12 protein-coding genes are annotated in these 12,316 nt (G+C 52.7%); 4 read left to right on the forward strand and 8 right to left on the reverse strand.

Translation table 11 applies throughout. The features are described 5' to 3' along the window. Positions 1–7 precede the first annotated feature (7 nt). The 4 genes from murI to F0P93_RS13780 all read right to left on the reverse strand — a co-directional run bounded on the left by murI (position 8) and on the right by F0P93_RS13780 (position 3,632). A complete protein-coding gene (murI, locus tag F0P93_RS13765) occupies positions 8–832 on the reverse strand; it encodes a glutamate racemase (protein WP_150876980.1) in 825 nt (274 codons plus the stop codon). A gap of 26 nt (positions 833–858) precedes the next feature. Beyond that, positions 859–1,908: an MlaD family protein gene (locus F0P93_RS13770; protein ID WP_150876981.1), complete on the reverse strand. Its 1,050-nt coding sequence runs from the start codon at positions 1,906–1,908 to the stop codon at positions 859–861. A 128-nt stretch (positions 1,909–2,036) separates the two neighbouring features. Continuing rightward, the gene (locus F0P93_RS13775) at positions 2,037–2,813 is read right to left on the reverse strand and encodes an ABC transporter ATP-binding protein (protein WP_150876982.1); all 777 of its coding nucleotides are present in this window, start codon (positions 2,811–2,813) and stop codon (positions 2,037–2,039) included. A gap of 3 nt (positions 2,814–2,816) precedes the next feature. After that, positions 2,817–3,632 carry an MlaE family ABC transporter permease gene (locus F0P93_RS13780; protein ID WP_150876983.1) on the reverse strand — a complete coding sequence of 272 codons (816 nt, stop codon included), beginning with the start codon at positions 3,630–3,632 and terminating at the stop codon, positions 2,817–2,819. Between the two features lie 200 nt (positions 3,633–3,832). On the opposite strand from F0P93_RS13780, the gene F0P93_RS13785 reads away from it, so the two are divergent. Then, positions 3,833–5,182, forward strand: coding sequence for a neutral/alkaline non-lysosomal ceramidase N-terminal domain-containing protein (locus tag F0P93_RS13785; protein ID WP_150876984.1), 1,350 nt, complete (start codon positions 3,833–3,835; stop codon positions 5,180–5,182). Between the two features lie 3 nt (positions 5,183–5,185). Here F0P93_RS13785 and F0P93_RS13790 read toward each other — a convergent pair whose 3' ends face one another. Next, the gene (locus F0P93_RS13790) at positions 5,186–6,319 is read right to left on the reverse strand and encodes an MBL fold metallo-hydrolase (protein WP_150876985.1); all 1,134 of its coding nucleotides are present in this window, start codon (positions 6,317–6,319) and stop codon (positions 5,186–5,188) included. Between the two features lie 62 nt (positions 6,320–6,381). Then, on the reverse strand, positions 6,382–6,909 hold the full coding sequence (locus tag F0P93_RS13795; RefSeq protein ID WP_225309485.1) for a DUF6265 family protein: 528 nt from the start codon (positions 6,907–6,909) through the stop codon (positions 6,382–6,384). A gap of 185 nt (positions 6,910–7,094) precedes the next feature. Here F0P93_RS13795 and F0P93_RS13800 point away from each other — a divergent pair, with 185 nt between their 5' ends. Further along, positions 7,095–9,416 (forward strand): glycosyl hydrolase family 95 catalytic domain-containing protein, encoded by a 2,322-nt coding sequence (locus F0P93_RS13800; RefSeq protein WP_150876986.1) that lies wholly within the window; start codon positions 7,095–7,097, stop codon positions 9,414–9,416. A 1-nt stretch (position 9,417) separates the two neighbouring features. Here F0P93_RS13800 and F0P93_RS13805 read toward each other — a convergent pair whose 3' ends face one another. Beyond that, positions 9,418–9,723 carry a hypothetical protein gene (locus F0P93_RS13805; protein ID WP_138994692.1) on the reverse strand — a complete coding sequence of 102 codons (306 nt, stop codon included), beginning with the start codon at positions 9,721–9,723 and terminating at the stop codon, positions 9,418–9,420. A gap of 118 nt (positions 9,724–9,841) precedes the next feature. Here F0P93_RS13805 and F0P93_RS13810 point away from each other — a divergent pair, with 118 nt between their 5' ends. Further along, a complete protein-coding gene (locus tag F0P93_RS13810) occupies positions 9,842–10,873 on the forward strand; it encodes an aldo/keto reductase (RefSeq protein ID WP_150876987.1) in 1,032 nt (343 codons plus the stop codon). 58 nt (positions 10,874–10,931) lie between these two features. Here the strand turns inward: F0P93_RS13810 and F0P93_RS13815 are convergent, their stop codons facing one another. Continuing rightward, positions 10,932–11,306 (reverse strand): DUF3244 domain-containing protein, encoded by a 375-nt coding sequence (locus F0P93_RS13815; protein ID WP_138994691.1) that lies wholly within the window; start codon positions 11,304–11,306, stop codon positions 10,932–10,934. 325 nt (positions 11,307–11,631) lie between these two features. On the opposite strand from F0P93_RS13815, the gene F0P93_RS13820 reads away from it, so the two are divergent. After that, positions 11,632–12,258: a hypothetical protein gene (locus F0P93_RS13820; protein ID WP_150876988.1), complete on the forward strand. Its 627-nt coding sequence runs from the start codon at positions 11,632–11,634 to the stop codon at positions 12,256–12,258. Positions 12,259–12,316 lie beyond the last annotated feature (58 nt).

Raw genomic sequence — 12,316 nt, forward strand, 5'->3', positions numbered from 1 at the left:
CCGTTTTCTACAGCGCCAACCGCTCCGCCCGCACCGGTTTTCCCCAAAACAACCCGGCTTTCTGTTCAAACTCTTCCGCCGAATCCGTGGTGTAAAAGTGCAGCGTCCGGCCTTTGCTGCATTGGGCGTCGATCTCCGGATGGCGGTGTAAGTAATCCTGCAAGCTGTTGGCAACAATGTCGCCCTGACTCAAAATCGTCAGATTTTCAGGAACAAATTGCCGGATTTTGGGGAGTAAGAGCGGGTAATGCGTGCAGGCCAGCAAAAGCGTATCGATTTCCGGCGACTGCTGCAACAGCCGGTCGAGGTGTTTCTGAACGAAATAGTCGGCACCGGGGCCGTTGTGTTCGCCATTTTCCACCAGCGGCACCCACATCGGGCAAGCTTCCTGATAGACCTTTAAGTCCGGGAAAAACTTTTCAATTTCAACCACATACGACTCCGACGTCACCGTTCCGCGGGTGGCCAGAATCCCAACCTGACCGGTTTTGGAATACGTTCCAATGACCTCCGTCGTGGGCCGGATGACGCCCAAAACCCGACGATCGGGCGCGAGGGTTGGCAAATCGAGTTGCTGAATGTTGCGCAATGCCTTGGCCGAAGCCGTATTGCAGGCCAGAATGACCAGTCGGCAACCTTTGTCAAACAGACGCTGAACGCATTCTAGCGTGTAGTGGTAAACGGTTTCGAACGAGCGCGTTCCGTAAGGCGTACGGGCGTTGTCGCCCAGATAAATATAATCGTACTGCGGCAGTTGCTGAACAATCGACTTCAAGACCGTCAGGCCCCCGTAGCCGGAGTCGAACACGCCAATGGGTTGGGTTGCTACCATGACCCAAAGATACGGTTTCCGTCCCGTTACTTCCGCATGCTCGAGTCGGGTGTGACGGTGACAGCCGTTGCAGCCGCTTCTTTTTGTTTCGCCTGGTCTTTGGCCCGGCGTCGGAAAAACCCGCGCAACAGGAAATTATGTTGCAAGGCTTCCAGGTTTTCGTCGAGCTTGTAGCTGCTGCTTTCCAGGTTTTGAATTGTATTTTTCAGGTTCTTATTCACGGCCTTGTCGTTGAGCAGAATTCCGATGGCATTGTCGCTGCTGTTGAGTTTATCACTCGCCCGCTTGACGTTCTCCGTTGCTTCGGCCGCTGTTCCCGAAACCTGCCGCAGTTTGGCCGACGACATCCGCAGGTCGTGGAAAATAACCGTGTCGGACACCAGATCACTAGCCAATGTTCCTTTCGTGTTCAGTTTACCGGCATACTGGTTCAGGGAGTTCGACACCTGGCTCAGCGATTTGGTGGCCTGGGCCGCCCCGCTCGAAGCTATCTGGAGATTAGCCATCGTATTTTTAAAGCGATTAGCCATCGTAGAATCCCGCAAAACCGCCCCTGCCATGCCTTTCCCTTTCAATACTTCGTCCAGAATCTTTTTGGCATCAGACGTTACGCGCAGCAGGTTGTTGTTGTTTTGCTGGAGTGTCGCCATGATCTCGTCGGTGTTGAGGGCCGCTTTGGCGTGCAGAATATCGCCATCCTCCACCGTTCCTGCCTTCATGCTGCCCCCAACGATTTCCACGATTTTATTCCCGATCAACCCGTCGGTGCTCAGGGCGGCCAGTGCATCTTTGCGGATATACTGCTGACTCGATTCCTCGATGTTCATGGTCACTTCGACCTGCGAATTTCCGTAGAACTGAATCCGGCGAACGGTGCCGATTTTCACACCGGAAAACCAGACATTCGCACCGGCCTGCAATCCGCCGACGTTGTCGAAAATTGCATTCACGCGAATACTTTTAACAAACCGCTTTTGCTGCCCGCCCAGCACCATGATTCCGGTAACCAGAATCACAATGCCGATCAATACAAAAATCCCGACGGTGATGGCCCGCTTATTTTCTGCCGCTTTCATTGAGTTTCTTTTTTGAGGTATGGATTAATTATCAAATCCTCAGTCTGTTAACCCCTAAATCCCCTAAAGGGGACTTGGACGTCAACGTCATCCAGATCTAAAAAGTCCCCTTTAGGGGATTTAGGGGTTTAATTAACAAAGTTGTATTCATAGAACTGTTTTGCGCGCTCATCGTTCGAATCTTCGAAAACTTCCTCGAACGTACCCTGCCGTTCAAACCGGCCATCGAGTAACATCGCAATGCGATCACCGACGGTTTTGGCACAGGTCAGGTCGTGGGTAATGATAATCGATGAGGTATTGTGGCGCTCCTGAACCTCGTTGATGAGGTTGTTGATTTCGTTGGACGTAATCGGATCCAGACCCGCTGTAGGTTCGTCGTAGAGCATAATTTCGGGTTTCAGAATCAGCGTCCGGGCAATGCCAATCCGCTTGCGCTGCCCGCCCGACAGTTCCGAGGGCATCTGGTTGATGGTTTGACTCAGCCCAACATCCGCCAGGGCTTCCTCAACGGCTTTGTCGATGTCGCTGCGACTCAAATTCCGTACGTTCCGGATCAGCGGAAATTCGAGGTTCTCGCGAACGGTCATGCTGTCATACAGGGCGCTGTTCTGAAAGGAAAATCCCAGCTTCAGCCGCAACGCGTCCAATTCCCGCTTGTTGAGTTTCGCCACGTCTTCGCCCAATACGTTCACCGACCCTTCATCCGGCTCCAGCAAACCGGCAATAATCTTGATCAGGACTGACTTCCCCGTTCCCGATCGACCCAGTACCACCAGGTTTTCGCCCTGGTACAAATCCAGATCGACCCCGCGCAGGACGTGCAAATCGCCGAACGAAATTTTCAGATCCCGAATCACAATGACGGACTCTTTCGGATGATTGACCGATTTTTTCGTGTTCATGCGTTACGAAGCGCGAATGGCATTGATGATTTGGAGGAACAACAGTTCTTCGATAAAAACCAGAAACATCGACGTAACCACCGAGGCATTGGCCGCTTTTCCGACCCCTTCCGTTCCTTTCGACGAATTATAACCCTTGTAACAGCCAACCATGCCGATGGTGAACCCGAAAATAAGGGCTTTGACAACGGTCGAATTGATGTCCAGAAAAGTAATGGAACTGAAAAAAGTTTCGATAAACGACATGAAACTGGTTTTTTCGTTCTGCGCCACATTAACATACGACCCCAGAACGCCCAGGAAAACGAAAAACATTGCCAAAACCGGGATCATAAAGGTGGTGGCAATGACCCGGGTGACGACCAGAAATTTGAATGGATTCGTGCCCGAAACCTCCATCGCTTCGATCTGCTCCGTTACGCGCATGGAACCCAGCTCGGCTCCAATGTTGGAGCCCACCCGCCCGGAAGCAATCAGGGCGGTTACCAACGGAGCCAGCGCCCTAACCAACGCAATGGAAATCAGCGAGGGAAGCCAGGAAGTGGCCCCAAATGTAGCCAGCGATGGCCGCGACTGGTTGGTAAATACAATTCCGGTAATGAAACCCGTTAACGAGATCAGCGGCAGCGAACGAACGCCTACCTCATAACATTGTCGAACAATTTCCTTTCCTTCGTAAGGCGGAACAAAAACTTCCTTAAAAAATTGCCCGACAAACGATGCGACATCGCTGAGAGACAAAAACAGGCGGTCGAGCCGCCGGGAAACGACCGGTTTAGGGGTGGTATCCGTTTTCGATGGGGTTGTGCTGGCTTGCATCCGTAAAAATAATCACCTGTGGTATTGAACGGGTTTATCCGTTAAAATTTATGATTTTACACAGTTAAACACACTGGAAATCAAGAAAATAATTTAACCTTACTGGGCACCCATATCGGCTGATCAATAAACTGATTTTAGCTATTAACTGGATTTGAGGATACAAGGTTAGATTTTGTTAGATTTGGGCTTCAAAAATCATGAAATACCTCCGTATCTTCTTCAAAGTGCTGCTGGGTCTGGTTGCGGCCATTCTCCTGTTTTTAGCCGTCAGCCTGGCACCCGTCGATGATCAGCCGTATCGGAAAACCGACTATTACCGGTATACGCGGCAACAACTGCTCGATCTGGCTCCTCCGCCCAATCCGCAAACGGGCTTGCGGGCAGGCTGGGCGAAGACCAACCTGACGCCCTCGTTCACCACGCCAACGGGCGGTTATGGGGCCCGAAAAGGCCAGCACTGGACCACCGTCAGCGATTCCATTTATGTCCGGACCATCGTTCTCAGCAACGGCGGCACCAAAGTAGCCATTATTGCGCTGGATTTACTCATCACGCCCCCCACCGTAACCGAGCAACTTAAAAAAAGATTGCCGGAAATCGGATTTCAGTGGGATCAGGTGTTCACGGGTGCCATCCACAGCCACAATAGCCTCGGCGGCTGGGCGCCTGGTCTGGTCGGTGAACTGTTTGCGGGCGATTTTGACCAGCGCGTAGTCGATCACATCACGGATACCATTCTGAAATCGATTGTGCTGGCGGAGAAGCAACTGGCCCCGGTGGAAGTGGGTTTTTCGCAATTCGACGCCCCCGATCTGGTGTATAACCGGATGAACCAGGAGGGAAAAGTGGACGCCAATGTGCGGCTTCTGAAGCTCAAAAAAAAGACCGGCGAGTCGGCGCTCCTCTGTACGTTCGGGGCGCACGCTACCATTTTCCGGGCCGCCGATTATCAATACCTCAGCCGCGATTATCCGGGCGCATTGGTAGACCGGCTGGAGAAGCAAACCGGGAGCTTTGTGGCCTTCATGGCCGGTTCGGTGGGCAGTACGGGCTCAAAAACCACGCCGGGGAAAGACGAATTTGCCACCATCCGAACCTACGCCGATACGTTGACTGCGCGGATTTTACCAACATTGCCCCAGTTCAAAACCCAGCCCGACAGCACGCTGGAAATTCTGACCTTGCCTCTGCAACTGCGCGAACCCCAAGCCCGTGTAATCGAAGACTGGCGGGTACGTGGCTGGCTGTTTCATTCCGTTTACGGCGACTACCCTTCCGACCTGAAGGCGTTGCGCATCGGTCAGACGGTTTTGCTCGGTACGCCCTGCGATTTTTCGGGCGAGCTGGTGGCCGAACTCCGGCAGGAAGCCGACCGGAAAGGCTTTCAGTTGATGGTTACGAGTTTCAACGGCGGCTATGTCGGTTACATTACGCCCGACCAATATTACCACAAGAACTCGTACGAGACCATGACGATGAACTGGTTCGGGCCGGAAAACGGGGCATATTTTGTGGAAATGATGAAGGGCCTGGTAGACCGGCTGTAGCGGCTACGGCATGGTTTCCCACCACCGCCCGGTCGGAACCGTCGAACCCAGAACGACCACTTCGCCAATCCGGGGCGTGGCGACTTTGGTGCCCAGTTCGGCCGACTTTTTCATCAACCGCTGAATCGGATCGCGCCAGGTGTGCAGGGCCAGATTGAATTTTCCCCAGTGAATCGGAATCAACAGGTCGCCTTTGACATCCAGTTGAGCCTGAGCCGTTTGTTCCGGCATCATGTGAATATCGATCCAGTCTTCGTTGTAGGCACCACATTCCAGCAAAGCAATGTCGAACGGGCCGTATTTCTCGCCGATGGTTTTCAGACCCGGATAATAGCCCGTATCGCCCCCGTAATACACCCGTTTCTGCGTTCCCAGCAACGCCCACGAACACCATAACGTGCCGTTTCGGTTGGTCAGGCTACGCCCGGAGAAATGCCGCGCCGGGGCACACACCAGCGTCAGATCACCGAATTTAGTGGATTCATGCCAGTCCAGTTCCGTAATCTGATCGGGCGCAATCCCCCATTTTTCCAGATGCGCCCCCACGCCCAGCGGCACGAAAAACCGGCTGACTTTTCCCTTCAGCTTTGTAAAAGTCTCGTAATCCAGGTGATCGTAATGGTCGTGCGACAACACAACGGCGTCTACCGGCGGCAGTTCATCCACATTCATGTAATGATCAAAGGGAAACCGCTTTGGGCCACTGAAGGACGCAAACGACGCCCGTTCGCTAAAAACCGGGTCGGTCAGCAAGGTTTTCCCCTGAATCCGAATCAACAAAGATGAATGCCCGAACCAGCTAATGGCGACCTGCTCGGGTCCGCCATTGCCTTCAAAAACCGCCTGATCGAACGGGACGGTTTGGATGGTATCAGTCGGCTCGGCTCCCGGCACGCCCGTCAGCATTTTCCAGGTAGCCGACACCATTTTCCCCGCCGACATATCGAGGCTGGTCGGCACCAGATTCTGAAACGTACCGTCTTTAAAATTGGGGGAAGCCTGCATGCGTTTCAGCCGCTCACCCGCCGGGTTTTCGCCGAACTGGGGAGCAAAGTTTACAAACGCAACGGCGGCAATAACCAGGAGAATGAGGAGGGAAACGAGAATCAGGGCCATTCTTTTCAAGACTTTTTTCATGCAGGGGGTGTTGCTCAGCATTGGGCTTCACGTCACAACACCCCGGCCCTTGGCCGAGTTCCTCACCGAACCCGGTCAAACACAAACAAATCGGCGAAAACCCACTTGCCGTCCTTTTGATTGCCGCGTTGAATCACCAGTTGGTTGTCCGAGCGTTTTTCGTAGATAATCCGGATCGAGCCGTCTGATTTCTCAAATAAGGCCTGGTTCTTTTTGGCCTCGATGAACGAATACCGGTCCGATACGTCTTTTTCTTCGGAACCGATCAAACCCGGTTTGAAATGTTTGACCAGCACGATCGGTCCTTTTTCGGTTTGCTCAAAAATCAACAGTTCATACATCGTCACTTTGTTGTCTTTCATCATGCGCATAAAACCGGCCAGGTTGTCGCCCTGCGGAGCAGCCCAGGCGGCATCGATCGGCCCGCCGTTGAAAGTCCCTTTCCAGCGGCCTTCCATAAAACTAACATCTGCCAACGAGCCGGTTTGGGCCTGAGCAGCCTGGTTCACGACTAAATGAAGAGCAATCAGAATCGTAAAGGGGACATAGTCGCGTAGAGTGCCGAAGCGGAAATTTTTAAATCGGTTCATGGGAATAGGTTTTGTTGGACGGCAAGATACGCAGCCGGGAGTAAAGAGAAAAGACGAAAGAATAAAGATCATTCGCTACCCGCCAACTGGTCTTTATTCTTTCGTCTCACTTCTTTCATCTCATTTGCTTTTTTGCGTACGCCTGTAGACCTTGCCTTCCGTAAAATACCGCCCTCTACCCTTTTATGATTACGACGACCATCCGTGCGAATCAAATTCGTTCATTTTTGACAGGAATTGCCTGCTGGTTTCTGTTAGGCCCTCAGCCGACCACCGCACAATCGCTCAAAGTCAGCCCGCAGGATCTCCGGTTTTCGCAACTCCCCACCCGCTGGGATGAAGCGCTGCCGTTGGGCAACGGGGTTCTGGGCGCGCTGATCTGGCAGAAAAACGACCGTCTCCGGTTTTCGCTGGATCGGGTGGATCTGTGGGATTTGCGCCCGATGCGCGGACTCGACCGCCCCGAATTCAGCTATAAATGGGTTCTGGGGCAGGTCATGAAAAAAGACTACAAGATCGTTCAGCAGTATTTCGATAAACCGTATGATGAAGAACCCGGTCCGACCAAAATTCCGGGGGCGGCTCTCGAATTCAACACGGCCGCCCTCGGTTCGGTGCAGTCGGCCCGACTACTCATTCAGGAGGCCGTTGCGGAAGTGACCTGGCAGAACGGAGCGGTTTTGCGTTCGTTCGTCCACGCGACGGAACCGGTTGGCTGGTTTCGTTTCGAGAAGATCCCGGCCCACTTTGCGCTGGAACTCATTCCACCGGCTTACGGAAAATCGATTCAGGAAAAAGCGGAAAATGCCGTGGTTGATGGCGACGATCTGGTTCGTTTAGGGTATTCACAAGGAACCGTTTTGCCGCAAAAAAACAAGGTTACGTATCACCAGACCGGCTGGGGCGGTTTTTCGTACGACGTCACGGTGCAATGGACGCAGAAAGGCAGCACGCTGGAAGGAACCTGGACCATTGCATCGGCCTATCCCGAAAAAACCAAAACCGGCAGTTTAGCAAAAACCGCGTCTACAACCCGAACTTTTGCCACAGATCTGGCTTCGCACCGAAGCTGGTGGCAGCGGTTCTGGTCGAAATCGTCGGTTCAGGTGCCGGATTCCTTGCTGCAAAAACAATGGTATCTGGAAACCTACAAGTTTGGCGCCACCGCCCGCGCCGATGCCCCACCGATTTCCCTGCAAGCCGTCTGGACGGCCGACAACGGCCGGATTCCGCCCTGGAAAGGCGATTACCACCATGATCTGAACACGCAACTGAGTTACTGGCCGAGCTACAGCGGGAATCATCTGGAAGAAAGCATCGGGTACATTAATCACCTGGAAGAGAATCTGCCGACCTATCGCGACTACACGAAGCGGTTTTTCGGAACCGACGGGATTGCCGTACCGGGCGTCACCACACTGACGGGCAAGGAAATGGGCGGCTGGATTCAGTATTCGCTCTCGCCCACAGTTTCGGCCTGGCTGGCGCAGCATTATTATTTACAGTGGCGGTATAGCAACGATGCGGTTTTTCTGCGCCAGAAAGCCTATCCGTGGCTGAAAGGCGTGGCGCAGCACCTGGAAAAACTAACGGTTCTGGATGAAAAAGGGAAACGTAAACTGCCCATCAGTTCGAGTCCGGAAATCAAGGATAATAAACTGGAAGCCTGGTTTCCCACCAATACCAACTACGATCTGTCTCTCATGAAGTTTGTGTTTAAATCCGCAACCGAAATGGCGACGGCTTTGGGCAACGAAGCGGACGCCCGGCATTGGCAGACCATTCAAAACCAGTTTGGTGATTTTGCGTTGAGCGACCGGAACGAACTGATGTTTGCCGCCAGTTTGCCCTACAATGAATCCCACCGCCATTTTTCGCACCTCATGGCGATTCATCCACTGGGCCTGATTCGGTGGGAAGATGGCGAAAAGTCGCAGCAGATTATTCGGAATTCACTGGCGTTGCTCGACCGCGTCGGGCCGGATTGGTGGTGCGGGTATTCCTACGCCTGGCTGGGCAGTCTAAAAGCGCGGGCGAAAGACGGATCGGGAGCCGCCGAAGCCCTGCATACCTTTGCCTCGGCCTTTTGTTCGGTTAATTCGTTTCACCTGAACGGCGATCAGACCAAATCCGGAAAATCGAAGTTTACGTACCGCCCGTTCACGCTGGAAGGAAACTTTGCGTTTGCTGCCGGTTTACAGGAAATGCTGATCCAGAGTTACGCCGGTTTGATCGAAATTTTTCCGGCCATTCCCGCCAACTGGCAAGACGTCGGTTTTACGGATTTAAGAACGGAAGGGGCTTTTCTGGTCAGTGCTCAAAAACGTGCCGGAAGCGTGAAAGAGATTACGGTAAAAACCGACCAAGGCGGAACAGTACGCCTAAAACTGCCTTTCAATACCTACGTTATCAAGATGTCACAAAAGGCGACCGTTGAACGCGCAGAACCCGGTTTTGTGACGTTGAAGCTGCAAGCAGGTGGTTCGATTAGCTTGCAAAATCACTAGATTAATTATCCTTCCGCCGGGTGGTATCGCGTTTTTCCAGGGTTGCGCCCACGCCAAAGGCATTGGGATCGCTCGGCGGAACGACTCTGACCTTGCGTTTGCCTCTTCCCTCGCGCGGACTGATGACCTTGCCCGGCGTTGATAAAGGTTCGGCAGCCGGGCTGGTCAAGGGCGCGCTGTTCGAAGGCGTCACCACGGGCGCAATCGTGGTCGGGAGTTGTTGCGGTTTTTGCCGAACGGTATCGCTTTGTCCCAAACAGACACCAGCGGAAAAACTAAAAACGAGGAACATGACAATCGGGCGCATAACAATAACATCATTTGTTCAATGAAACGAATTGCAACCGGTTTTGTTAGAATGAACGGTATAACGCTTCCCAAAGCAGCCTGAAGCGGTACCGACAAACCCAAAATCATCACACACTATGAAATACAATCTTCTGGGAAACACCGGATTACTGGTTTCCGAGCTTTGTTTAGGCACCATGACCTTCGGCGGAAGCGGCACGGGCATGTGGGCGGCCATTGGAAAACTGGAGCAGGAACCGGTCAATCAGCTTCTGAAACGCTCCGTCGATGCGGGCATTAATTTTATCGACACCGCCAATGTCTATGCCGAAGGCGTGTCGGAACAGCTTACGGGCCAGGCCATTCGAAACCTCGGTCTCAACCGCGATGATCTGGTCATTGCCACCAAAGTCCGGGGTAAAATGGGCGAAGGACCCAACCAGATCGGCCTGAGCCGGAAACACATTGTACAGCAGGCCGAGGAAAGTCTGCGCCGACTGAACACCGACTACATCGACCTCTACCAGATTCACGGTTTCGATTTTCTGACTCCGCTGGAAGAAACGCTCCGGGCGTTGGACGATCTGGTGAAGAGTGGGAAAGTCCGCTACATCGGTTGCAGCAACCTGGCGGCCTGGCATTTGATGAAAGCGTTGTCGTATTCTGAACACAAGGATCTGGCCAAATTCGTGTCCCTGCAAGCGTATTACACCATTGCGGGCCGGGATCTGGAGCGTGAGATCGTTCCGCTGCTGCTGGATCAGAACGTGGGCCTGATGGTCTGGAGCCCGCTGGCGGGCGGTTTGCTGAGCGGCAAATACGGTCGTAACAAACAACCGGAAGATTCCCGCCGGGTGAATTTTGATTTTCCGCCGGTCAACAAGGAAAAAGCGTACGATATCCTGGACGTGATGGAGCCGATGGCCGAAGAAAAAGGCGTTTCGGTAGCCCAGATCGCGCTCGCGTGGCTGTTGCACCAACCCGCTGTAACTACGGTTATCATCGGAGCCAAAAAACCGGAACAACTGGAAGACAACCTCAAAGCAATCGACGTCGTTCTGAGTGCCGATGACCTGAAAAAACTGGATGACATCAGCAAACTGGCTCCCGAATATCCGGGCTGGATGGTGGATCGCCAGGCGAATGATCGAAAAAAGTACGTACAGTGACGCATAAAAAAGGCCAGGATCAACCTGGCCTTTTTTATGATTAAGACATTTGAAGTCCTTAGTTCATGACCACCAGTCGCGTCGGCGCTTCAACCGGTTCCGAACCCAGGTTCACTTCTTTCACGATGCTGCCTTCTTTCGATTTTACTTCCAGTTCATACTGGCCATCGGGCAGTTCCGCAACGTTCAGTTTGACGGCGTACTTCTGTTCTTTTTTGCCCACAAACTGCTGAAACATCACGCGGTTGTTTTTGTCACGCAACAGAACGACCACTGGTTCCAGGGCGGTTTTTTCGACCGCCACCCGGATTTGGTTGTTGATGGTCACGTAGGCGCTGGCATCGAACGAAAGGGTTTTGGGAGCCGTCCCGTTGTCAACTGGGGTAGTACTCAGGATAGCGGTGCAAATCAGGTTACTCAGTAAATTCATCATGATATTTGTTGTTTAGTATTGTGTTGTTTATGTCTTAGCGTTGTTGTTTCCTGTTCGATGATCTATAATGCCAACGCCGTGCCAAGGCAATACCAATTTTATAACTAATTGATAATCATAGAATAAGAATTTACACTTGCTTTTCAAGTGTACGAAGCCGGACAATCCCTGTTCAAATGCGGACAAAAGTGTACGCCCAGCGACCGGTTTTCCAAAAAACTAAACGAAGTTCACCTGCCTTTCATGTTTGTAAAAGCATTAACTTTCTGCGGGTCTATCAGGTATGCCCAATTCGCTTGGAAGAAACGCTAAAAACCATGCTACTATGAAGAAAATCCTTTTCTGTTTTGCGACTTCGATCGCAGCCATCAGCTATGCGCCAACCGCAGCATCGGCAGCAATACCAGCCCGGGGTGCCACCACAATGCTTCAAATCAGCTCCGACTCAACGGCAACCCTGCTCGACAAAGCTGTGGAAGCAAATGCAAAAGGCGATAAGGCCGGAACCGCAAAAGCGTTGCAGGCTGGCACTACGGCCCTGGAAACCGAAGCCAAAAGCAGCACCGGAAGTCTGAAAGACAAATTGCTGGGGCAGGTTGGGAATCTGAAAAAGTTGATTCCGCTGGCGCAAAGCGGTTTGCTGAAAGGCGATATTTTGCAGAAAGCGGTGAGCCTCGCCAAAATGGCGTTGGGTGCCAGTCAGGTTGAAAAACTCATGGGGGGCGGGAACCTGCTCTCGAAAGTCACCGGACTGACCAGCAACCTGAATCTGGTTAAAACCGGCCTTTCCGCGCTGGGCGGAAGCAGTGCCAGTACGGGCAATTCACTCATCACGACGGCCCTCGGCGGCCTCTCGAAACTGAGTAAAGGGGGCGTAGCCGCAAAAGCGGCTGAACCCGCCGTGAAGGGCCAGTTGGACAGTGTACTCGGCTTTGTGAAAGGCGTTCTTTAAACTGAAACACTTTTGAACTATCGCAAAAAAGCCCGGCGCAAACGCACCGGGCTTTTCC

Origin of the sequence: Larkinella humicola, from assembly GCF_008727875.1 — a bacterium.
Lineage (GTDB): Bacteria > Bacteroidota > Bacteroidia > Cytophagales > Spirosomataceae > Larkinella > Larkinella humicola.